Source organism: Pseudomonas sp. UBA1879 (assembly GCF_002338065.1).
Taxonomy (GTDB): Bacteria; Pseudomonadota; Gammaproteobacteria; order Pseudomonadales; family Pseudomonadaceae; genus Aquipseudomonas.
This window is the reverse complement of sequence record NZ_DDHJ01000017.1, coordinates 41,810-65,460: the sequence shown is the minus strand read 5'-3', so window position 1 is coordinate 65,460 and position 23,651 is coordinate 41,810. Positions and strand designations below refer to the sequence as shown.

Genomic DNA, 23,651 nt, shown 5'->3' with positions numbered 1-23,651 from the left:
GCGCCGGGTCAGAAACATCTATGCCGGCTGACACACCGTCATCGCGAGCAAGCTCACTCCTACAGGTTCTCTACCGTTTCGTTCTCTGGAGGCACTGATGAAAACGCTCTGGCATAACTGTCACGCAGCAACCATGGCAAACGGCGCGTACTCGGTCATCGAGAACGCCGCCATCGTGACCGACGGAGCGCTCATCGCCTGGATCGGCCCCCGTAGCGAATTGCCGGATCAAGGCGACATCGACACGGTCGACCTGAACGGCGCCTGGCTCACGCCGGGCCTTATCGATTGCCACACCCACACCGTGTTCGGTGGCAATCGCAGCGGTGAGTTCGAGCAGCGTCTGCAAGGTGTCAGCTACGCCGAAATCGCGGCCGCAGGGGGTGGCATCGCCAGTACGGTCCGAGCCACACGTGCGGCCAGTGAAGAACAGCTCTACGCCAGTGCCGAGCGCCGCGTGCGGCATTTGCTCAGGGACGGCGTGACCACGATCGAGATCAAATCCGGCTACGGGCTGGACCTCGCGAGCGAGGGCAAAATGCTGCGTGTCGCGCGGCGATTGGGGAAAGAACTCCCGGTCACTGTGCGCACCACTTGCCTCGCCGCCCACGCCCTGCCCCCCGAATACAAAGATCGCGCCGACGATTACATCGCCCACATCTGCAGCGATATGCTGCCCGCGCTGGCGGCAGAAAACCTGGTGGATGCCGTCGACGCCTTCTGCGAATACCTGGCGTTTTCCCCCGCGCAGGTGGAGCAGGTGTTCATCACCGCAGGCCAGTTGGGATTGCCCGTGAAACTGCACGCCGAGCAGTTGTCGTCGTTGCACGGGTCGAGCCTGGCGGCGCGTTATCAGGCGCTGTCCGCTGACCATCTGGAATTCATGACCGAAGAAGACGCCGTCGCCATGGCCGCTTCCGGCACCGTGGCCGTGCTGCTGCCGGGCGCGTTCTACTTCCTGCGCGAGACGCAATTGCCACCGATGGATGCCTTGCGCAGACACGGCGTTAAAATCGCCATCGCCACCGACCTCAACCCCGGCACCTCCCCGGGCCTGTCGCTGCGGCTGATGCTGAACATGGCCTGCACGCTGTTCCGCATGACGCCCGAAGAAGCGCTGGCGGGCGCGACCATTCATGCTGCGCAGGCGTTGGGCTTGGCCGAGAGCCATGGCTCGCTGGAAGTTGGCAAGGTCGCGGATTTCGTCGCCTGGAATATCGAACGGCCCGCTGATCTGGCCTACTGGTTGGGCGGGGATCTGGATAAACGCGTCGTGCGTCACGGCGTAGAAAGTCGTTTCGAGACTCCGTACGAAAGGTTTTGAGCGTCTCAAGACGTTTCGTGCAGAGACTAATCAGGAGAACACCGTGGACAAGGTATTTAGTTTCACTCGCGGTCGCGTACCGCTGCTGATCAGCATGCCGCACCCAGGCCTGAATCTGACGCCCGAGGTGCGTGACGGTCTGGTGGACGAGGCCGTGAGCCTGCCAGACACCGACTGGCACATCCCGCGCCTCTACGATTTCGCTTACGACCTGGGGGCCAGCGTACTGGCGGCCGAGTATTCGCGTTTCGTCATCGACCTCAACCGCCCGTCCGACGACACGCCGTTGTATGCAGGCGCGACCACGGGTCTCTACCCGTCGACGCTGTTCGAGGGCGATCCGCTGTTCAAGGAAGGGAAAGCGCCGAGCAAGGAGCAACGCGCGGCTTATCTGGAGCAGATCTGGACGCCGTACCACGACACCTTGCGCACGGAGCTAGAACGCCTGCGCGCTGAATTCGGCTATGCGCTGCTGTTCGACGCCCATTCGATTCGCGGCCACATTCCGCACTTGTTCGAGGGCCGGCTGCCGGACTTCAACCTCGGTACGTTCAACGGCGCCAGCTGCGATCACGAACTGGCAACACGCCTCGATGCCATCTGCGCCGACGCCAAGCGCTACAGCCATGTGCTCAACGGGCGCTTCAAAGGCGGCCACATCACCCGGCATTACGGCAACCCGTCAGAAAACATCCACGCCGTTCAATTGGAACTGGCGCAGAGCACCTACATGGACGAGTTCGTCCCGTTCCACTACCGCAAAGACCTTGCCGACCCCACACGTGACGTCTTGAAAGCATTGCTGGACGCGATGATCGCCTGGGGGCGGGAAAAGTACGGGAAATAATGCCGAAGCGCGTCTGCCCGAAGGGCGTGGGAGCGAGCTTGCTCGCGAAAGCAGTGTGTCAGTCACTGGTGGGTTGACTGATACTTCTTTTTCGCCAGCAAGCCGGCTCCCACAACGATCGTGCATGGTCATAAAATCTGCGACCAACATGGTACCTCCGGGAACCGGACTGCTGGCAAAAGCATTGTGTCAGTCACTGGTGGGTTGACTGACACTCCGCCTTCGCCAGCAAGCCGGCTCCCACAAAGATCATGCATAGGCCATAAAAATTTGCGACCAATATGGTACCTCCGGGAACCGGACTGCTGGCAAAAGCATTGTGTCAGTCACTGGTGGGCAGACTGACACTCCGTCTTCACCAGCATGCCGGCTCCCACAAAGATCATGCATACGCCATAAAAATCTGCGACCAACATGGTCGCCCGTGGGAGCCGGCTTGCTGGCGAATGCAGAATGCCAGTCACTGGTGGGCAGACCGACACTCCGTCTTCGCCAGCAAGCCGGCTCCCACAAAGATCGTGCATAGGTCATAAAATCTGCGACCAACACCGTACCTGTGGGTACCGGCTTGCTGGCGAATGCAGTGTGTCAGTCAGTGCTGGGTTGACTGACACTCCGCCTTCGCCAGCAAGCCGGCTCCCACAACGATCGTGCATAGGTCATAAAATCTGCGAACAACGTGGTACCCGTGGGAGCCGGCTTGCTGGCGAATGCAGAATGCCAGTCACTGGTGGGCAGACTGACACTCCGCTTTCGCCAGCAAGCCTGCACACAGGCATTGGGCTTGGCAGTAGGTTTGGGTCAAAGACTACTTCCTCAACAACCGCAACCCGTTGAACACCACCAGCAAACTCACCCCCATATCCGCAAACACCGCCATCCACATGGTCGCGACGCCTACGAAGGTCACGGCCAGGAAGATTGCCTTGATCACCAACGCCAGTGCGATGTTCTGTTTGAGGACGGCGGCGGTGTCTCGTGACAGGCGGATGAATGCCGGAATCTTGCGCAAATCGTCATCCATCAGTGCCACGTCAGCGGTTTCGATGGCGGTGTCACTCCCGGCAGCGGCCATGGCGAAACCGATCTCGGCCCGCGCCAGGGCTGGGGCGTCGTTGATGCCGTCGCCGACCATGCCGACACGATGATTTTGCGCGTAGAGCGCTTCAATCGCCTGCAACTTGTCGGTAGGCAACAGATTGCCTAGGGCCTGATCGATCCCCACTTGCGCGGCAATTGCCTTGGCCGTGTGCGGGTTATCGCCCGTCAGCATTACGGTCTTCACGCCCAATGCATGCAATTGCGCGATGGCTTCTCGGCTGCTGTCCTTAACGGTATCCGCCACGGCGAACAGCGCCAGCGGGCGTGTCTCGTCAAACAGTAGCACCACGGTCTTACCCTGGGTTTCCAGAACCTCAAGGCGCGCCTCCAGCTCAGGCGAACACAGCCCGGACTCATGTACCAGCCGGTGGTTGCCCAAGTGATACAACCGGCCTTCGACCTCGCCCTTCACACCTCGCCCGCCCAACGCTTCGAACGCCTCCACAGGCAGGTGCCCGTCCTTGCCGAAATCCGTCGCAATCGCCTGCGAGACCGGGTGATCGGAACGCCCTGCCAGACTCGCTGAAATCGCCAACGCGCGCTCGCCGAACGCCTCGTCGAGCAACACGTAATCGGTCTGCACCGGTTTGCCGTGAGTGAGGGTCCCGGTCTTGTCCAGCGCCAGATAATCGAGCTTGTGGCCCATTTCCAGATAGACGCCGCCCTTCACCAGAATCCCCTTGCGCGCCGCCGCTGCCAAGCCACTGACGATGCTCACCGGCGTGGAAATCACCAGCGCACAAGGGCACGCCACCACTAGCAATACCAGCGCGCGGTAAATCCAGTCGAACCACGCCGCGCCCATGAACAGCGGCGCAATGACAGCCACCGCCAGCGCCAGCGCGAATACCGCAGGCGTGTAGATTTTTGAAAAGCTATCGACGAAGCGCTGCGTCGGCGCACGTGCACCTTGCGCCGCCTCGACCGCGTGAATGATCCGCGCCAGCGTCGAGTTGTTCGCCGCTGCCGTGACCTTGTACTCCAGCGAACCGGCCTGGTTGATGGTTCCGGCAAACACTTTGTCGCCGACAGTCTTCTCGACCGGCAGGCTCTCCCCCGTGATCGGCGCCTGATCAATGCTTGACTGCCCCGCCACGACCTCGCCGTCCAGGCCAATCCGCTCGCCCGGCTTGACCCGAACCACGGTTCCCAAGGCAATTTCCTTGACCTCGACTTCAACCCACTGGCCGTCCTGCTGCACCGTGGCCACCTCGGGCGTCAGCTGCATCAACCCGCCGATGGCGTTGCGCGCGCGGTCGAGCGACTTGGCTTCAATCAGCTCGGCCACTGTGAACAGAAACATCACCATCGCCGCTTCCGGCCACTGTCCGATCAACACGGCACCGGTCACGGCAATGCTCATCAAGGCGTTGATGTTGAGGTTGAAGTTCTTGAGCGCGATCCAGCCCTTTTTGTACGTGGTCAAACCGCCGCTGAAGATCGCAACCAGCGCAATCAATGCCACAACCCACGTGGGCGCCGCGTCGGTGAAATGAATGACTTCCGCCGCTACCGCTGCAACACCGGACAGCCCCAGCGGCCACCATGGCTTTTTCGGCGACGGCAGCGATTCGGTCTCTTGGGCTGCGCCCTCTTCCATCACGTCCGCTTGCATGCCGAGCGAGCTGATGGCCTCTCGAATCGGGTCGGTCGAGGGCAGTTCATGCCAGACGCCCAGCACGCGATTGATCAGATTGAATTCGAGCTTCTGAATGCCCGACATCTTGCCGAGTTTGTCCTGGATCAACGTCTGCTCGGTGGGGCAGTCCATCGCTTCGATGCGGAAACGGCTGAGCCGAGCGCCGTCGATCGACCCGCTGCCCACGCTGACCACGGCAGGCGCATTGTCGTGTGAGCAGCAGGCATGATCGGCGTGATCGTGTTTGCCAACAGGCGTAAGTTTCTTGGGAACAACGTGACTATGGCCCGCATGTGCATGACCGCTGTGGTCGTGACCTGCGTGATCGTGAGAGGAATGTTTGTGGCGAGAGTCACTCATCGACGGAGTCTCTTGGTGTGCGTGTTGCCAAGTGAACACCCTGTAGCCACTATAGGGTCAAGCCTCAAAACGGGATCAGTGACATGAGCGCATCTTTCAAGATCGGCGAATTGGCTAAATTGACCGACTGCCCGGTGGAAACCATCCGTTATTACGAGCGCGAAAGGCTGTTGGCCGAGCCTGCGCGCAGCGACGGCAACTACCGTCTGTACACCCAGGAACACGTCGAGCGCCTGACCTTCATCCGCAACTGCCGCAGTCTGGACATGACGCTGGATGAAATCCGTAGCCTCCTGGCCTTGCGCGACAGCCCACAGGATCAATGCGAAAACGTGAACGCGTTGATCGACGAGCATATCCAGCACGTCAGCGCACGACTTTCTAGCCTTCAAGCCCTGCAAGCGCAACTGATGGATTTGCGACAGCGTTGCAGCGAGGGCGCGTCGGACCATTGCGGGATTCTGGATCGACTCGAGATCAGCGGCAGCGTCGTCGCCGCTGATGTCGAGCACTCACATGTGGGGCGTAGTCATGGGCATTGAATCTGAAGGAACGCCTGACCTGTAGGAGTGAGCTCGCTCGCGATGGCAATATCTCGGGAATGAAGATGGGTCTGATACGACGTCATCGCGAGCAAGCTCACTCCTACAAGAAACGCGTTTGTTTCGAGCACAAAAAAGCCCCCAACCCGTCAGCCAGGTTGGGGGCTTCGTGCAACAGCCACCGTTAGCCGTGGTGAATTCGCTCCACCGCCTCAGTCACACCCGCGCCGTACGCTGGGTCGGCCAAGCTGCAGTGCTTGATGTGCAGTGCGATGATCGGCGCCGACACGCCACGCAGGGCACGTGCGGTGTTGTCGAACAGCGACTGCTGCTCTTTCGGGCTCATCTTGCGGAACAGGTTGCCCGGCTGCGAGAAGTAGTCATCGTCCACGCGGTGGTTCCAGTGACCTGCTGCACCTTCGATGGACAGTGGCGGCTCGCGAAAATCCGGCTGCTCCTGAAACGCGCCTTTGGTGTTGGGCTCGTACGAGGTCATGCCGCCACGGTTACCGTCGATGCGCATCAGGCCGTCGCGGTGGTAGCTGTTGACGTGCAGCGCTGCTTTTGGCGAGTTCACCGGAATCTGGTGGTGATTGACGCTCAAGCGGTAGCGCTGGGCATCGCCGTAGGAGAACAGGCGGCCTTGCAGCATTTTGTCCGGCGAAAAACTGATACCCGGCACTACGTTGGAGGGCGCGAACGCGGCCTGTTCGACGTCAGCGAAGTTGTTCTCCGGGTTGCGGTTCAGCTCGAACACGCCCACTTCGATCAGCGGGTAGTCGCCCTTCGGCCAGACTTTGGTCAGGTCGAACGGGTTGATGTGGTAGGAGCCCGCTTCCCTCTCCGGCATGATCTGCACGAACAGCTTCCAGCGCGGGAAGTTGCCGCTTTCGATGCTTTCATACAGATCGCGGTGATGCGACTCACGATCACGGCCCACGAGGTCCTGCGCTTCGGCGTCAGTCAGGTTGGCGATGCCCTGCTGGGACACGAAATGGAATTTGACCCAGAAACGTTCGTGCTGTGCGTTGAGGAAGCTGTAGGTGTGGCTGCCGAAACCGTGCATCTCGCGGTAGCTGCGAGGGATGCCGCGCTCGCTCATGACCACGGTGACTTGGTGAAATGCTTCAGGCAGTTGCGTCCAGAAGTCCCAGTTGTTTTCCGCACTGCGCATGCCGGTACGCGGGTCGCGTTTTACGGCGTGGTTCAGGTCAGGGAATTTCAGCGGGTCGCGCAGAAAGAACACCGGGGTGTTATTGCCGACCAAATCCCAGTTGCCCTCTTCGGTGTAAAACTTCAGGGCGAAACCGCGAATGTCGCGTTCAGCGTCCGCAGCGCCTCGCTCACCGGCCACGGTTGAGAAGCGGGCGAACAGTTCGGTCTGCTTACCGACCTGCGAGAAGATTTTCGCGCGAGTGAACCGGGTGATGTCGTGGGTCACGGTGAAGGTGCCGAATGCGCCTGAGCCTTTGGCGTGCATGCGACGCTCCGGAATGACTTCGCGGTCAAAGTGAGCGAGTTTTTCCAGGAACCAGACGTCCTGCAACAGCGCCGGGCCGTGGGGGCCAGCGGTCTGGATGTTCTGGTTGTCGACAACAGGGGCACCGAATGCGGTCGTCAGTTTGTTGCTCATGCGCTTCTCTCCTCGGGGATCATTTTTCCGAGCGGCCCTTCCTCAAGTCCGCCCAATTTCTGTTCGATGGGCGAACGATAAAGAAAACCTTCGATAGAAGCTCATTGTGATGCCGCACTGGGTGCATAGAGGAAGTTAATTGACTATCGGTTTCATGATAGTCAGTGCACATTTTCAAAGATGGCGAAAAACGGTGGAGTGAGTGTGCTCACGAATGCGAGCTATGGACACACAATGATGCCCGGCAGTCCGCTTTCGTGAGCAAGCCCACTCTCACATGTCTACAACGCTGAGTCCTAGATCTGGCTGCGATGATACCCGTGCGGCACGCCGCCTTTGGAGAGTACCCATTGCCACAATTGAATATCCCGCGCGCGGAAAGCGCCAGCGCAGGACAGCAGGTAATAACGCCACATGCGATAGAAGCGTTCGCCCAACTGCGATTCAAACTGCGGCCAGGCGCTCATGAAGTTGTCGTGCCAAGCCATGAGTGTCTTGTCGTAATCTGCGCCAAAGTTGTGCAAATCCTCGACCACAAATAATCCATCCATGGCATCGCCCATTTGACCGATTGAAGGCAGGTCACCGTTCGGGAATATATATTTGTCGATCCATGGATCCGGGTAGGAGTTGCGCTGATTCTTGCCTATGGTATGCAGCAGGAACAACCCGCCAGGCTTCAAACAGCGATGCGCCAATTCCATGTATTCCCGGTGGTTCTTGCGACCCACGTGCTCAAACATGCCGACACTGGCAATGGCGTCGAACTGTTCGTCCAGCTCTCGGTAATCCTGGAAGCGGAACTCCAGCGGCAGGTGTTTGTAACGCTCCTTGGCCCAGGCAATCTGTTCCTTGGAAATACTCACGCCCACCGCTTCAACGCCGTAATGTTCGGCGGCATAGCTCATGAAACTGCCCCAGCCGCAGCCAATGTCCAGCACGCGCATGCCCGGCTTGAGTTGCAGTTTGCGACAAATCAGGTCGAGTTTGGCAGTCTGCGCTTCTTCAAGGGTGGTCGCGTTTTCCCAATACCCGCAGGTGTAGGTCATGCGCGAGTCGAGCATCTTCGAGTAGAAGTCGTTCCCCAAGTCGTAATGCACTTCGCCGACGGTTTTGGAGCGTTTGATGTTCTGCCGGTTCATGAACCTGGCCATGAGCGCGTAGAACAACAGGCGTATCGGCTTGACGTCGTCGGTCATGCGCGTCTTCAACAGCCGATGAAAAAACTCATCAAGGTGCTCGCTGTCCCATTGGCCATCCATGTAGGCCTCGCCCAATCCAAGATTTCCCTGGGCGAAGGCCCGTTCAAGAACGCCAGGGCCATTGAAGCGAATGTCAGAGGGGGCGGATCCATTGATTTGGATCCCGGCTTCGTTGAGGATTTTTGCAGCGGTGCGATAAAGACCTGAGGAGTTGCTGGAGTAAGTATCAGTGCTGAAGTTCGTCGTGGTCATGGAGGGTGATTCCAAACGCGTTGTCAGGCTAAAGACTTATAGGTAGACGCCGACTATAGAACAAACAAACCCCGGAATTAAACGCAATATAGCCGGTCGATGGATTGAAAATATCTATCGAACGCATTTTGTTTACTGGCTTGCAAAACAGTTATGACATAACTGCAACAATCCAGAATTTCATTAAATTAAATGAACCGAAAGTTAGGGTTTAACTGGTTAGAACATCAAAGAGCTGCACGTTTTTATAGGGAAGTTGAAACCGTGTGCCGCCTTTTGTGCGGGGGCCGGCTTGCCGGCCCACAGGTCAGTCTGTGCAAGCCATCAAACTCAAACCGCCACAGGCGCCTTGATGTTGGGGTCAGCGTCGTATCCTACGATTTCGAAATCTTCAAAACGGTAGTCGTAGATGCTTTCTGGACGACGGTTGATCTTCAGCTCAGGCAGCCTTTTTGGCGTGCGGGTCAGCTGCGTGGCGATCTGCTCTTCGTGGTTCGAGTAGGCGTGTGTGTCGCCCAGGCTGACAATGATTTCGTGGGGGATCAGGTCGCACTGTTGCGCCAGCATGTGGGTCAGCAACGCGAGCGCGGCGATGTTGTACGGCAAGCCGAGGAATCTCCTCACCCCACTTTATTGCACTGTACGCCTAGAACAGCTTCTTTCCTTCCAATCCGGTATATGTGCATTATACAAATTGCACAGCTACAAGGCAACATCCTAGCTGTAAATAAACCCAGTATTCTTCGGTTGAATCCATGAAGCCCCTAAAACTCCGGAGACCTTGCCCTACCTAGGGAAAAAGCTCACCAAAAGGCACGAACGTCCGCCCGCTCTCAGCCGCCATCCTCGCCTTGCGCTCTATGAGCTCTCGAATTGGCACCTTCCCACCCAGCGCAAGGTAAATGTCTTCACCCGACATGCAGATCACTTTCTTCCCTCGGCCAAATGCCTCCAGGCCCACATCCGTGAAGCCTGAATAGCTGATGAACAGCCCCCTCGTCCAAGCTGCCTTCTGATCAACCTTGCCATGAAAGGTATGAAGCTCCCCAACGCCCACAACCCCCTGAAGCCATTTCGCCTCCACCAGGTAGGTGTCACCACCGAGTTGAAAGCTGCCATCGATCTGCTCGCCGTCCAACCTGAAAGGCGCTCTCGGCTGTAGTTCGGACGATCCGAAGAGGTTCTGCAGGAAGGATTCGAAGGCATATCCACGCGCCTGCGGTGCCAGGTTTCGGATGTCGAAGAGTTCCTGCCGTAGCGCCTGGAAACGCTGATCCCGTTCAAACCCACTCACTGTCGCGAAGGGAGGGGCTCGGTGATCAGCGTCCGCACCACCAGGAGAATCCAGTGATCGCAAAAGCGCAGAGAATCGCCCGTGCGCATCCACGACCGCCTCATCATTCCGAAGCTGCTGCTGCCTGCGTTGGCGGTAGTTCCATAGCGCCTCTAGCGCGCGACGTGCTGTGGCGGCATCGGCCAACCGGAGAAAACACCGGAGCCGGCGCCCCTTCGAGGTGCCATCCTGAGTGAAGGATGGATGATCGATATCGATACCCAAGTCCCTGGCGAAAAACTCAGAGAAGGTTCGGTTTGAAAAATCCAGGACGTAGCCGCCTTCCATCTCGAAGAGCACATCCAAAAACATCATATCGACGGTGCTGATGCGTGGCACGACTTCCTCTCCCGACCGCTTCCAATGCGGTGCAACCTGTCGAACCCTATCTGATCCGCTGGAAAAAATCCGGCGTAAACGGTGTGTATGAACGGTGTGCGTGCCCTAGCGGGCCGGCTCTCGCGAGCCAAGCCGCCCGGCTGCGCCGGCCTGTCTTGGCCCTACGGGCTTTGATCCTGCACGCCTGGCGCGCTCCGCTTGCTGCCCCTTTAGCCCTTTGCTCTCTCAACAAACAATCAAGGCCAAATCAACCAAACAGTCCGTCTAGATCTATACCCGAAACGCCCTAGCCATGGCGTTAACAACAACCTCATGCGCCACTGGCTGATTATTTGGATTCAAATCGTATCGAGCCGCGAGATAAGCGGCGTCGAACACAACCAAGGGCTTAGCTGAAATTTTATCGGACTGGAGAGTCCTGGTTCCCCCCGGAAACTCATACTTCGCCCTGATGAGATGCCGCTGATGCGCAGGCAGGTTCCAATATTCATTTGTATTGGCAACAGTGCCTACGTAAAGAAACCGCAGGCCGTAGTCTCGCAGATATCCCTTGGATTTTTTAAGAGGAGGAAAGTCCATGAGTGTCAGGAGCACGGGCAGGACATCTTGCACGCGCATGTCCCGGTAATGCCAGATGCCATGCCGATCAGCGTATTGCAGAACGCTGACGAAGCTCTCGACGGTGGCGAAATGGATGATGCGATCGAACTCGTGCCAGTGATACCGCCACGTTGCGAAAAAGTCGGCGCGAAGAACCTGTGCGTGAGCAGGGTTGCCGGGTACCGGGTTGAGGGCGCGATAGGCCGCACCGTTGAATGCTTTGATCGGACAGAAGGCGCTGCCCTCGAAGTGCACAAAATTGGGGGTGCGCTTCTTGCTGTGCTCTGCCCGAAGGAACACATCCTGCCTACACACTTCGCAAAGCGCCGGAGGGCGTGCGACCTCATGGCCGTATTGATCGACGGGCTTGCCATACGCGTCTTCGTAGCCCTCAGCATCCAGCGTTTGGAGGGTGTCTCGGTGAAGTGCTGTTCGCATGCTGATTCTCGTCTGAAAGAATCAGCCATAGTGACAAGCTTGGCTGGGCGGGACAACCGCCTACCTCCTTGAAACCCGCAAGGTAGAGCCACCAGCAGCACTCCAAAAAAACAGAGCATCACATGGAGGCCGGAACGCCACCCTCCGAGACACCCAGCTTGTAGTAATGCAGGCACAGCGAGCCGCAACAGATGAGCGCCCCCACGGGCGTCTCTGGTGGAATACAGCCCATAAAGAATCGAAGATGATCGTTTTGAGATCCCTCTTTAGAGCCGAGGCGAAAGACTTTCAATGAATATTGGCCATCGTGAGGAGAGTTAAAAAGCTCGACCTCCCAGTCACAGTGTCTCGCCAGTGTTTTATTGTATAAATCAATATACCCAGCGCGTTTGTAATCTGGGCTACCCATATACACCACCCATCAGCTAGCGTTAATACAGTTTTATTTTATCGACGGCGTGGGTGAAAAAGCGATCTGTACAAGGCGCCAACATGAGGTATACCAACGCCAAACATACTGATGGAATGGAAAATTTTGATCGCCTTCCTCAGATCCTCACCATCTCCTTCTGAAGAACCGAGTGCGCACGCCGTCCAAGCTCCAGCTATGCCAGCAGTCAGAACCTGCGGCTGGAAATGCTCAGGTATCCACGGAAATGGCCAGCCCACACCGCGAATCGCCAAAAAATAACACAATAACGCCTTTATTGACTGGCCAAGTGCTATCGTTCAGATCTCCACCTGCCGTCTCGCTGGGAGCACGAAAGGCCTGTGGCTGCGCAACGCGCCGATATGCCCTGTGTATCGACGCTTGCTGACCCTCGGGCCTTTAACTCGCTGTGCACTCGGCGGGATGGCTAAGCCGTTTTTACACAGCATGCAAGGAGTGCAGGATGCAATACGTAGCTTGTTTGCGCGTTGGTCAGAATGACGTTAAGGCGCTGATAAATCTGGAAGACCACAGGCGGGACGTTGTAGCTCCGCTGCTAGACATGCGGGGTGACGAGGACAGACACCTACAAACATTCCTGGCGAATTGGACTGAGCATCCTTTTTTCCTAGACGTTTCAAGAGTAACGAAAGACGTAGCTGAAGCCTTCATTACTACGAATGACCTGCACAATCCTCATGGCGCGTTTGAGAACAAACGTCGCTTCTTCTCCGATGTGGCAGGTATCAACCAGAACGTTATACCAGTGGTGTCCTGGGTGGATGATGATCCCCAGCGAGCAGTCATCCAAAGCGCACTCGCTCTTCAGGGCGATTTCCCACATATTGCTATCAGGGTTACCTGCCCAGAAAAGCCCACTACGACTTCGTGGAACAGGTTGTTATCCATTCTGGATGCTCTTGAACGCCCGGACACCGCGACTGTGATTTTGGACTTCGGTGCCACCGCTCCGGCCAATACTGCCTCAGGGTCGGATTTCAATGTATCGCTGCGTCAACTCAACAGCTATCAGATACGGAAACTGGTTCTGATGAGCACCTCCTTCCCTATCGATAAGCCTGCCTCAAATACCTCCCGCTCCTCCGCCTGTTACGATGTTGCGTGGCAAGCACGGGTCGATACCAGTGCTATAGAGTCGAATATTGTCTATGGGGATTACGCCGCAACCAACCCGACCGCTCCGATGGAATACATACGAGGCATGCCGGTTCTTCCTTTTGCCTGTTATTACACCCCAACGGAATGGTGGCAACGGCGCAAAGGTTCGGATAAGGAATTCGTGCGGTACGTTGAAATTGCCCAGGAGATCAGAGGGCTGCCCGGTTACCACGGCGATGACTTCTGCTGGGCTACTCGCGAGTACGGCAGAATTGTTGCTACATCTACCGGTTACGGGAACAACGGAACATGGAATGGCTACAGGATCAATCAGCACATTTGCGCCATGATCCAGTCCATAGCAGATACTGACGGTTTCGATGATCTTGATGCCGATGACTTACTCTAGCGGTAACGTTGCTTCAAGCTAGCCAGTACATGTGACCTGATTACGCTCATGGGGAGGGCGTCGCTCAGTTGGCGGCGCACCTCTTTTATAAGGTCGCGACTTTTCGTTGCCACCCCATTCTGGCTCGCGAGTGCGTCCAGCTCGCTGCGCCACAAAAATCCCGTAAGGTGGAATTTATCTTGAAGCTTGTTGGGCTTCGCCTTTCGAATCATCGCCATGCCGGAATAGTCATCGACGACAAGTACGCCAACATGCGGGAGACATGACTCAAGAGCCTTGACCAAGTGCTTTGAATGGCAGCATAGCCAGACTTCGTCAAAGCAAGCCATGTAGGCCTGTTGCTGGCCCTCCCAACGCACCAGGGTGTCAGCATGAGACTTGATTTCGAAAGCGGTTAGCTTCCCATTGGCATGAACGAGATCGGCACGTCTGGCCTTGTCGATGAAGCACAGCTCCTCAATGAAGACGTCACTCTCTTCGTGGGACATCGCTTTCGCGACCCACTGCTTGAGGATTGGGCGGATTTCGGTCGGATTCAACATGCGCGGATTATAGACAGACCGTTGGGGCTTCTCACGCTAAAAAAGCATCCGGTCGTCGAGCGCCACAGGGTGAGGGCGATGAGGTAACGCAAAGCTTGGGCTAGGGCTAGGGCTTTCCTAGTTTCTCAGCTTAATCTTGGCCGACCGCAGACTGATCGTTTGCGCTTCGCAAGGCAAGAACGTTCACGCAGAGGTGGTAAGCGGATGATCGCTTTCACCAGCTATAGGCACCGAAGCTAATAGCTTGCCGAGCTTATGGGGCCAGCTTGTCAGGCTTTCGTGACGGCTATGCCCACTACACTACTTGGATCGGCCAAAAAGTCTCAGGCAGAACAAGCCGCCGCCCTCTGCAACCGCCCCCCTCAAGGCGCTGTTTTGGGCATATAGAGGGGTATGGCTAGCACCTTTTGCTGTAGTGACGTCGCGGTTGGCTCACGGTAGGGTAAGGCACTTCCAGAGACCTCACTCGAACGAGGATTCGAAATGGCGGACGACACGACACCAGACGGTCAATCTCCTGACCCTGAAGCCCCAAGCCCTAAGTTAAGCGGTACGGCAAACCTCATTAAAAACGTCTCTGATTACCTGGAAATCGAGGCGGAATACGACTCTGCAGTAGCGTCAGGCCTGATGCGAAAGTCTCTCCAGGAAAATGGCACCAATATGACTACCGGTGAAGTCCAGGCGTGGGCTGATATCAATCAAGCAATCCTGGGCAGCTCAGTCAATGTCGGCAAGACGCATGAAGAGGCTAAAGCCAAGACCGATGCCTTGGTAAATCAGATGATCGGTACCGCAAGCAGCTCAACGCCTGAAACGGCATCCACCACCAGCAATCCGAGCGCAGACAACCAACCTAACCCAGCAACTGAAAGCTCCCAGTCGCACCATCCAGAACCACCCCTCAATGACCTGGACGATGACTATGAGGACGATGAAATGATGGATGAACCCGAGGACGAGCCGGAATACGACACCGTCCAGGACATTTTCAACACTGAAGATGAAGAAGATGCCCAGGAACAGGCACTTGATTACATACTGAAGCTTTCAGAAAGAGTCGACTAGCCGGCAAGGAACTGAAAGGCGCACGGTGGAAACGTGCTGAACTCCCAACTATTCGTGATTGTGCCTGCCTGTCGTCAGCGGGCACGATCACCCTCATAGCAAAGATTTTTTACCCTCTGCGCTTTCCCCGCCCTCATCGACTCGTGGATTGCGTCTGCAAGTGCCTCAAGTCCGTCCCGAAGCTTGGCATCCTCCCGAAAATCCCCGGAGTCTTGCTGGTACTGCGCGCAGTGGCGCAAAAGCGCTTCTGCGTCTTTATGGTTCAAATCGAGCTCAATCAGCATGTCCCCACCCTAAAAAGACTTCACTGACTTTTTACCCTGGCGCATAAAAACGCACTGATAGCTGCCGCTCCTGCGCCCCGCGAAGCCAAGAAACCAAGAAACCAAGAAACCAAGAAACCAAGAAACCAAGAAACCAAAAACCTGAAACGCTCCTCAAGCCGGCCTTTGAGCACAAATCGTCGTGTACGCACAGCGATTACAGTGCTTCCCCTTACGGGCTGTGCGGTCGCTGGCCCTGAGCGCCGACACCGCTTTGTAGAGGCTAGTATTGGAAGCTCTGGCCGACGGTATGCAGGACTCAGTGCGACCACTGCTCAATGAATGCAAAGCCATACGTTGGCATCCACTTCCACCCAAAGTCTCCATGATAGGCCGCACGTTTTTAGCAACCTGATCCAGGCTCATACCAGTGCGCAACCAGATCAGCCCTCCCTCCGCGTCGCGCAACATCCACGGCATGGTGATGACCTGGCCGTTCACACTTGAGGTGCTTTCAGGAACGTACTGCACCACGCTTGGCAGTAGCGCCGTTCCGCGACCGAATGCGTCCCAGGCGTCCTCAGACAGCGTTCTGTCCTCTTCGTAAGTAGGCAGTGACTTCTCTTGCCATGCCCGCAAAAACGCCTGATCGGACGCCATGCCATCCCGGTAGAAGTATTCAAGTCCTACGAGCACGGATTTCCTGGCACGAATGGAGACATCCATCTCCTGCTCAGCCGGGAAGTTGAGCTCATGGCCGTAGTAGTACTGGAGCGGACAGGTCATGAAGCCATCCAGGGCGGCATAGCTAATGCTGGCAGGCGTAACCAGAGGTCGGTGACGCGGTGCCGGTACCGAGATCGCTGGCACACGCGCCCCAGCATATTGCGCAATAACAGCCGGATCACGCAGCGGAAGAGGCACGGTTGAGTCATCCACCCCGCAATACACCTGGAGCCGACTCTTCGCGCGGGATAGGCCGACATACAGCAGGTTGTTGCGCTCGATCGCTTCGCCTTCAGACCGCATTTGCGGCGTGCTATTGAGAGCCTCCGGGGGAAGCAAAAGCCCTTGGCGCTCGTATGACCAAGCCGGGGGCTCCGCGCCATAGCGCGATAGCTCAACGTTGGCTAGGTGCACGACATCGAACTCAAGTCCTTTGCTGCCATGAACCGTCATGACCCTGACCGCATCGATAGCTGCAGCCTCTGGTGGCAACACGCGCTCTGCGGAACGCTGTCCAATGTAGCGCTTGAAGTCTTCCCGAATCAGGTATTTCGACAAGGTGGCCTGGCTGCCGACGCCATCGGTATTACGCACGCCATAGAGAAACTGCCAGACGGCAAGGCGCCGAATCTGGGCCGCCACAGAATGATCAGAAAGCGAGCCCATGCCATAGCCTTGCTCGAACAGAAGATCGCAGACGAACGCCCATGGACGCGAGCTACGGGAGTTACCTTGCAGGAGACTGCGCAGTGCCCCGACGACTTGCTGCCCTCTAGGAGAAAGCCCTGGGATTGGGACAGAGGTTCGCAGCCATCGGCCACGCTGATGCTCAAACCCTTGCTTGGAAAGCTCCATCAGCAGGTTGATATCGGCGATAGGCAGGGTGAAATCAGGTTGTCCTTGAAGTCCCAGCAGCGCACTGGGGCTTCGTCGAGCCAAGAGCTGCATCAGGCACATGAACTCCTTGACCTCCACACGCTGGCTCAAATCGCCGACATGCAGAACGGGAATCCCCGCTTGCTCAAGCGCCTGCGCCAACTCATCAACCTGGACGTTCGTGGCGCTGATAACGCCTTGGCTGCCATATCGGTACCCGGCGCTTCGGGCCTGTTCGACCTGGGCCGCGACCATGCGGTGCTGTTCGGGTTTCGACGAGGTAGGCACTAAAGTTGGCAGAAGCCCGTTCGCTGCCTGAGAAGGAAAAACCTGATCCAACGGCTGGATGGGCTGAAGGACGTGAGTCGTGCCTGCCTTCTGGACAAGGCGCAAGATCTCGGGAGACGAGCGCCGGTTGATGTCCAGCGTGTAGCGCTGCAGGGATGCTCCATCACGTCGAGTGGAGTAAGCCTCATCGAATTTGAGCAGGCTCTGGATCGACGCGCCCCGCCAATGGTGAATAGCCTGGCGAATGTCGCCGACCACCCAAAGGTTGCGCTGGGAGGGGCCAATCCGCTTCACGAACTCGACCATGACGTGGTTGACGTCCTGGTACTCATCCACCAACACGTGGTCGAATTGCTCCAGATAGGGTGCCAAAGAGGGCCGATCATCACGTGCCATGAGCGTCGGACGCACCAACAGATCCGGCTGGTCTACCCAGCCGTCTCGACGTAACACAGCCTCATACGCCCGATAGAGGGTGACGATGTCACTGCGCTCGCGAGCGACATCCTCTTCGACGGCGGGCAACGCCTGTACGATCGCCGCGTATTGATCTGGGAAGATCAGCTCCTCCTTCAGCCGGTGGATGATCTTAAGTACGTCAGGCAACCAATCGTAGGGGTTACGGAGCCTGAAGAAGTAATTCAGGCGCAGATTGGGCAGCTCGCCGGCCAACAACCGAACCTGCTGCAAGAGATCAGCGATTTTGATCTGAGGCGTGAGGTTGAACAGGTAATGGTGCTTGCGAAGGATTTCAAGCCCGAATGAGTGAAACGTCCCCGCCCAGATCTGTGCAGCATTCGGCACGCTCCCAGCAGTTAGCCGTTCAACAAGCTCTTGGGCTGCTCGATTGGTGAACGTCATGACCAAGATTCGGCTGGCAGGCACACCACTGCCGATCAGGTGAGCGACCCTGTGCACGAGGGTTGTCGTCTTCCCTGTGCCAGGCCCCGCTACGACATTGACATACCGCTCAGGCGCTTGGGCGGCAAGACGTTGCGCATCACTGGGAGGATGCGCCGGAGCCAAGGGAAGTGCAGGGACATCGGGCAGCAGCAATGCATCTGCCAACTGCTGGCGAACGAGTTCCAGGGGGAGGCAGAAGTGGTTTGCTATGGCGCGCGATCGCCAGCCATTGTGCCAAAGGGCTCTGGCGAACGAACGAGGCAGTAGCAACTCACGCGCGAATACGTTGGCTTGGAGCTCCTGGCGTTCCCACGCTCCATATCCCTCAAGAACTGCCGTCCCTTGACCCGCCGAACCTGCCAGGTCACTTACTCTTGCAGGTGTCGGCGTGGAGCCCGGTGGTGCCAAGGACGGATCCAGATACCAATGCCCAAGCTCATGAGCCAGAAGGTACGCCCGATCCTGGGCTGAGACATCGTTGCGGATCAGAATGGTGCTGTAGCCACGCTGGATATAAGCATCGCCGCCGCCAAGAGCGTAGTAACCGGGTGATACCGGTTCAACCATTAAACCCAGCGCCTCTTCGACGCCGGCCAGTAACTCTTCACTGGTCGGATGCAGCAGACCACTTGCGGCCACCAACGTCGACCGAGTGTTGTTGGCTTGAATTCGCGCTCGGTCGAAAGGATTCATATCAGTCCTCTAATGCCAGAAGCATGGCTTCCTCGTCAGCGGGCAAATTCAGCGCCCTCACAGCCTCGCTCCACGACACCGGCTCGGTGAGCACTCGCGGCTGGCCATTGGGGGCGCTGAAAGACGGTGTCGGCAATTGCTGAAAATTACATCTAACGGCTTGTGCAACGACGTCTCGCGACAGGCTGAGGAAGTCGGCCATCTTGCCAAGCAGCACGCTTGGAGCACGCACCACACCCGCGAGCAGTTCATTGACCAAGAGACGCTTACCTGACAGCCCAATGAAGTCAGCCAGTGCGGTTACCTTTGGCCCCGCGATCGCGCGCATGGCGGCTTGAGCCTGCTGGATATCCTGCTGCGAAACAGCAGGTGCCTCCACGGCTTCAGGGCGATGCGACAGCGCTTCGGCCAAGAGCCCGCCTACGATTTGAGACGCTGACCGACCGTATTCCTTCGCAGTCAATTTAAGCTCTAGGCTGAAGGGGCGATCGACACGCGCCATCCACTGAGAGGACTTCCCGGAATAACTGGCGACCTTGCGCTCGTAGCTGTCGAGCAGCTTCCTTGGATTCTGGACTTCAATGGCGCTTTCAAATTTCTCGTAACTGTCTTCAACCATTTCACGCACGAGCACGGAAAACTTCTTGCCTTGGCGCGCCGCTACGTCCTTCAGCGCTACGTGCATGGACTCAGGCACATAGACACCGATAGATTGCAGCACGTCTTTCGTACCGCTAGCCGGTACCGATCGTGGAGTTACACTGGCACGCGGAACAGCAGGTTCGTAATGACTAGGCATAGACACCTCCTTGGGCGACTCATCCTGGGCAGGCACGAAACACAAAGATTTTTCTAAATCTGGTATATGAGGCGCAGCGACGAAATTGGAAGTGAGCTCCGCCATGACCTTCTTGGCGAGAAGGTCAGGAGTCGATGCATGCACCCTCAGATGCTCACCATCTGGCAGCGGTACGATGCATTGGTGCTCACCTGCTACCAGTTGAAAATCACCTGTTTTAGACACCCACGTAAGGTAATCCGCCCATTCTCTCAAAGGTGAGGAGGTCAAATTGCCATTACACTTCATGTTAGAATCCGGCTTTCGTTGCTGAATCGATGGTGCGCTATACTGCGCCGTATATCATCTTTATATCACCGTAGCACGTAGGGACACAATTGATCGACGCTCATTTTTCAGGAGCCATTCACAGGGCTGTAAGTGAATGGATGCGCGGAACCACCTTGGACGTATGCCTTTCAGCGCTTGACCACCCTGACGCCTTGGGGGATACCCTGCGCCCCGCGATCGAAGCATTGCTCGCTCAAGCCGGTGTAAGTCTGTACGACATTCAGCAACGTGCCTGGACGATGCCCCTGATTCACCTGCGATCAGCGTTTGAGGTCGGCGACTTGCCAGAAACCCCTACCACCTTCATACCCGTCCCTGACGCCGAGAGCACTGTCGCCGCGCGAGCCTGTGCTATTGCCTGCCTAGCAGCGCTCAACTCCGACACGATTTCCTACGGGTCGGAAAATGACGGGCATCTGTTCGTCAATCTCGTACCGTTCCCAGGCGAAGGCGAGATGGCCGAAAAGTCCAAAGGCAGCATGCGTGGTCATACCGACGCGGTTTACTTCCCCGTACGTGGGCAGGTACATGAGCTGGACGATCGTATCGCTCCATCGCCCGATTTTGTCTGCCTGAGCGGTCTGCGCAATCCCGATCAAACCGCAACGACCGTTATGCCGCTAAGCGATGTGCTGAGGCAGTTGTCTCAGGATGACATAGAGGAACTGGTTAAGCCCCAATACGTGATTCGTCCGCAAAAGACGTTCACCTCTGGGCTGAAGCTGATTTTTGGCAACAGAAGTCCCCTTGCACGCCCCATGGAAGGCATTCAGCTTCTGTTCGAAGCAGGAGATGGCTACTGGATTCGTTACAGCCACAGCGCGAGCGATTCAGACTATGACTCAGCGGCTGCCACTTCTGCGGCGAAGCGATTCGAGCAGGCTTGCCTGGCATGCTCAACAGCCGTAGTCATCGCCCCTGGCGACATCTTGATTGTTAACAACCGGCTGGGGCTTCATGGGCGCGGTGTTGTCGGTGGTGAGGCAGGCGGCACCTCTCGATGGTTGCTCCGTACCTACGGTCTGGATACTCGCGAACTCAATCCAGCGCAGCGCTACCCGGACAGTCCCTACAAGCTCTTTCCGTGAAGGCCAGTGGCGTACCGCTGACGCGTTGAAACGCTTCGCTACATCGGTTCGCAGATTGCCTCGCTGTTCGGATGCAGGCATTGCAAGCGGAAGAGCTGACAGAGCGTCGAAGGAATGAACGATGACTAGCAGAAATGCCGGAATCCTGGCTCTGCAGACGACAGCTTACGGCGCTCCGTTGACTAAGAGCCCGGCGCCTAGGCTCAAACGGGCGCTTTCAACTTTGCTCTGCGCCAGGCCGGCCCTAGGTCACAGCAATCAATCGCCTCGTCCAGTGTGGGAAAGACGCCCCAAAGGGTTGGGCGATCCCAGGCCCCGCCATCTAAGCAATGCACAGTGTATTTAGTCCCTCCCGGATTCTGCTCAAAAAAACTCACCCGATGAGCATCAATCTGAGCCTCCACCTCTTCGTGGCTGAGTTCGCCGATGACACCGCCACCGAAGGCTCGATGTTCCATTTGAACACGCCGGCGCTGCCCCTCCGCTTGCTCCCATGTAGTGGATTGGATGTAAGGCAGCCCCCACCAGTCTTCCACCTCCAACGGCTCGCGGTGATTGTTTGGCGTGTTAATGAAGTCTTCGCGTAGAACAGGATTGAGCGGGTAGCCACGCCCAACGCTCGGTTGACCACCTAGCCGGTGTTCAGCTTTATACGTGTCGACCTCCATCATCTCGTCGAAACAGCCAGGTATCACTCGTTTGTCGGTAGCCATCAGTGGGTCTTCTTTCGTCTAGGGGGTCTGTACCTGAATGAAGGCAATTCGCCACAAATTCAAGGCGAAGTTTGAACAATCGTGGCCAACATTGGCTTTGACGTCATCTCGCACTTACAGCGCGTCCAAACCCGACGGAGCACAAAAAAAAACACAACATATAGTGGTTTCATCAAAAAAAACCACTAATTCCCCATTTCTTTGTAATCAAAGCCAAAGGCGCAGCCGCAGGCTGCGAAGAAAAGCGATTTCCCTCTGCCCCCAGGCCCTAGGCATCACCCTCATCTCGCTCGGTGACCCTAAACCCCTCAACAGCAAAACGCCCAGAAGCCAAAGCAAAACCGTAGAGTGCCTGAACGTGCAGAGGTGTTCAGACCTACGCTGCTTTTGCTTTGCCTTCAAATATATATACTCCGTCGCGTTTAAAATTTTTTAAGGGGGCAAGGTGAAAAAAAGCCCCAAAAAGAGCTAACACCCGACGAACGGTCGTTTTGTCTGACATTGTCCGAAAAAAGCTGCAGTATTCGGCTGGAAGAGCACTGTCTTGCCGCGCTGCGGCCACCTCCGCCTGTTCCTGCATTCTCCCTGTGCAGACCACCAAGGAACCCAAACACGTAGTCACAGAACATGGAGCAGTTCACGATGACCAGCTCCTGCACAACGTTGCCGTTCGATGATGAGCGCGCTCAGCTATCTGAATTGGTGGAGCAGGCCAAACGACTGGCTGTCCGATACCGGCAACTGACTGGAAAGCCGCTAGGCATCACTGGTGAGATCGCCGAGTGTGAAGCTGCTGCGATCCTGGGGATGGATCTACACGCAGCCCGTACAGCCGGCTACGACGCGACAGAAATGAGGGACGGAGTGACTGTGCACGTGCAGATCAAAGGGCGCGTGATAGACAATCCGAAGAAGATCACTGGCCGGGTAGGCGCCATCGACCTCAGGCAGCCGTTCGATGTTGTTCAGTTGATTCTTCTGGATTCCGACCTCAATGCATTCGCGATCTATGAGGCAGAACGACCTGCTGTAGAGACATTACTCACAAGGCCAGGCTCGAAAGCAAGAAACGAGAGAGGATCGGTCGGGATCGCTCAATTCAAAGCGATCGCACGATTGCGCTGGACGCGCCCATGAGCGGGGGCGCTCTCTAGCGGTTGTCCCCTGCCAGCTTCATCACCCGGTAATCCTGTACCAACACCAGTCGCTCCATCATCTCGAAGTCAGGGTGGTCGCCGATGTGCGTGCGCATCAGGTCGAAAGCGTTCGTCGACAGGGCAATCGCGTATTTGCTTGTCTCACCTTGAGCTAGGTAGGGGCTGTTGAATGCAATCGCATCGAAAAGCCCCTGTGCCGCCTCGCGCTCAACGCTCTGTACAAACTCCTCAGTTGGCGGGCTGAAGTCGACCGTTTTCCGAACCATCCCCATCGCCATCTCGTTCAACTCATGGAGCTGAAGCCTGGTCGGCGCAGAGAAAGGGATTGCGTCGTTGTGCGCGAGATCCGTCAGGCCACCCAAACGGCTGACCTGCGCTTGGATGTCATTTTTCTCCGTCGCGCCGCTCTTGTCCTCGATCAGGTATTTGAGTTGATCGAGCTCTTCAGTAATGGCCGCGACGATGGAAGCTTCCCAAGCTGAAGCCTGCGGGCTGAACATGATCTACCTCCTGCTGTGTGGACAGTAGATACTACGCTCACTGCCGGGCTTTGCGGGAATCATCAATGGCGTGCGTGGCGCCTGGTTGGTGCCGACTGCCAGAGGTAGCTTCCTGGCAGAAGAAGACACACCTGAAT

At 57.0% G+C, this 23,651-nt stretch carries 18 protein-coding genes and 1 pseudogene; 7 read left to right on the top strand and 12 right to left on the bottom strand.

Annotated elements, in window-relative coordinates:
• Positions 1-97: 97 nt before the first annotated feature.
• On the top strand, positions 98-1,324 hold the full coding sequence (hutI, locus tag B3N48_RS19615; RefSeq protein ID WP_296186620.1) for an imidazolonepropionase: 1,227 nt from the start codon (positions 98-100) through the stop codon (positions 1,322-1,324).
• A 43-nt stretch (positions 1,325-1,367) separates the two neighbouring features.
• Positions 1,368-2,171 carry an N-formylglutamate deformylase gene (hutG, locus tag B3N48_RS19610; protein WP_296186618.1) on the top strand — a complete coding sequence of 268 codons (804 nt, stop codon included), beginning with the start codon at positions 1,368-1,370 and terminating at the stop codon, positions 2,169-2,171.
• 808 nt (positions 2,172-2,979) lie between these two features.
• Here the strand turns inward: hutG and B3N48_RS19605 are convergent.
• Complete coding sequence (locus B3N48_RS19605; RefSeq protein WP_296186615.1) at positions 2,980-5,271, bottom strand: heavy metal translocating P-type ATPase; 2,292 nt, start codon at positions 5,269-5,271, stop codon at positions 2,980-2,982.
• Positions 5,272-5,354: 83 nt separating this feature from the next.
• Here B3N48_RS19605 and cadR point away from each other — a divergent pair, with 83 nt between their 5' ends.
• The gene (cadR, locus tag B3N48_RS19600; protein ID WP_296186613.1) at positions 5,355-5,813 is read left to right on the top strand and encodes a Cd(II)/Pb(II)-responsive transcriptional regulator; all 459 of its coding nucleotides are present in this window, start codon (positions 5,355-5,357) and stop codon (positions 5,811-5,813) included.
• Positions 5,814-5,997: 184 nt separating this feature from the next.
• Here the strand turns inward: cadR and B3N48_RS19595 are convergent, their stop codons facing one another.
• The 5 genes and pseudogenes from B3N48_RS19595 to B3N48_RS19575 form a co-directional block, all read right to left on the bottom strand.
• Positions 5,998-7,446 carry a catalase gene (locus B3N48_RS19595; protein WP_296186611.1) on the bottom strand — a complete coding sequence of 483 codons (1,449 nt, stop codon included), beginning with the start codon at positions 7,444-7,446 and terminating at the stop codon, positions 5,998-6,000.
• Between the two features lie 296 nt (positions 7,447-7,742).
• A complete protein-coding gene (cfa, locus tag B3N48_RS19590) occupies positions 7,743-8,900 on the bottom strand; it encodes a cyclopropane fatty acyl phospholipid synthase (protein WP_296186609.1) in 1,158 nt (385 codons plus the stop codon).
• 330 nt (positions 8,901-9,230) lie between these two features.
• Positions 9,231-9,515 (bottom strand): annotated as a pseudogene (gene thyA, locus B3N48_RS19585) (thymidylate synthase); the annotation flags it as partial.
• Between the two features lie 175 nt (positions 9,516-9,690).
• Positions 9,691-10,572 carry a restriction endonuclease gene (locus tag B3N48_RS19580; RefSeq protein WP_296186607.1) on the bottom strand — a complete coding sequence of 294 codons (882 nt, stop codon included), beginning with the start codon at positions 10,570-10,572 and terminating at the stop codon, positions 9,691-9,693.
• A 270-nt stretch (positions 10,573-10,842) separates the two neighbouring features.
• Complete coding sequence (locus tag B3N48_RS19575; protein ID WP_296186605.1) at positions 10,843-11,610, bottom strand: hypothetical protein; 768 nt, start codon at positions 11,608-11,610, stop codon at positions 10,843-10,845.
• An 893-nt stretch (positions 11,611-12,503) separates the two neighbouring features.
• Here B3N48_RS19575 and B3N48_RS19570 point away from each other — a divergent pair.
• A complete protein-coding gene (locus B3N48_RS19570) occupies positions 12,504-13,568 on the top strand; it encodes a beta family protein (protein ID WP_296186604.1) in 1,065 nt (354 codons plus the stop codon).
• On the opposite strand, the gene B3N48_RS19565 is transcribed toward B3N48_RS19570, so the two are convergent.
• On the bottom strand, positions 13,565-14,110 hold the full coding sequence (locus tag B3N48_RS19565) for a sce7726 family protein (RefSeq protein WP_296186602.1): 546 nt from the start codon (positions 14,108-14,110) through the stop codon (positions 13,565-13,567). The genes B3N48_RS19570 and B3N48_RS19565 overlap by 4 nt on opposite strands.
• Before the next feature lie 483 nt (positions 14,111-14,593).
• Between B3N48_RS19565 and B3N48_RS19560 the strand changes: the two genes are divergently transcribed.
• Positions 14,594-15,178, top strand: coding sequence for a hypothetical protein (locus tag B3N48_RS19560; protein WP_296186601.1), 585 nt, complete (start codon positions 14,594-14,596; stop codon positions 15,176-15,178).
• Between the two features lie 74 nt (positions 15,179-15,252).
• On the opposite strand, the gene B3N48_RS19555 is transcribed toward B3N48_RS19560, so the two are convergent.
• The 3 genes from B3N48_RS19555 to B3N48_RS19545 all read right to left on the bottom strand — a co-directional run bounded on the left by B3N48_RS19555 (position 15,253) and on the right by B3N48_RS19545 (position 20,014).
• Entirely contained in the window at positions 15,253-15,462 is a 210-nt protein-coding gene (locus B3N48_RS19555) for a hypothetical protein (protein ID WP_296186599.1), read from the bottom strand.
• Between the two features lie 153 nt (positions 15,463-15,615).
• Positions 15,616-18,927 (bottom strand): UvrD-helicase domain-containing protein, encoded by a 3,312-nt coding sequence (locus B3N48_RS19550; protein WP_296186597.1) that lies wholly within the window; start codon positions 18,925-18,927, stop codon positions 15,616-15,618.
• 1 nt (position 18,928) lies between these two features.
• Entirely contained in the window at positions 18,929-20,014 is a 1,086-nt protein-coding gene (locus B3N48_RS19545; RefSeq protein ID WP_296186596.1) for a hypothetical protein, read from the bottom strand.
• 89 nt (positions 20,015-20,103) lie between these two features.
• Between B3N48_RS19545 and B3N48_RS19540 the strand changes: the two genes are divergently transcribed.
• On the top strand, positions 20,104-21,144 hold the full coding sequence (locus B3N48_RS19540) for a TauD/TfdA family dioxygenase (RefSeq protein ID WP_296186594.1): 1,041 nt from the start codon (positions 20,104-20,106) through the stop codon (positions 21,142-21,144).
• A gap of 203 nt (positions 21,145-21,347) precedes the next feature.
• On the opposite strand, the gene B3N48_RS19535 is transcribed toward B3N48_RS19540, so the two are convergent.
• Positions 21,348-21,857 (bottom strand): hypothetical protein, encoded by a 510-nt coding sequence (locus B3N48_RS19535; RefSeq protein WP_296186592.1) that lies wholly within the window; start codon positions 21,855-21,857, stop codon positions 21,348-21,350.
• 627 nt (positions 21,858-22,484) lie between these two features.
• Here B3N48_RS19535 and B3N48_RS19530 point away from each other — a divergent pair.
• Positions 22,485-22,994, top strand: a complete 510-nt coding sequence (locus B3N48_RS19530; RefSeq protein ID WP_296186590.1) for a hypothetical protein — start codon at positions 22,485-22,487, stop codon at positions 22,992-22,994.
• Between the two features lie 13 nt (positions 22,995-23,007).
• On the opposite strand, the gene B3N48_RS19525 is transcribed toward B3N48_RS19530, so the two are convergent.
• Positions 23,008-23,514, bottom strand: a complete 507-nt coding sequence (locus B3N48_RS19525; protein ID WP_296186588.1) for a hypothetical protein — start codon at positions 23,512-23,514, stop codon at positions 23,008-23,010.
• Positions 23,515-23,651 lie beyond the last annotated feature (137 nt).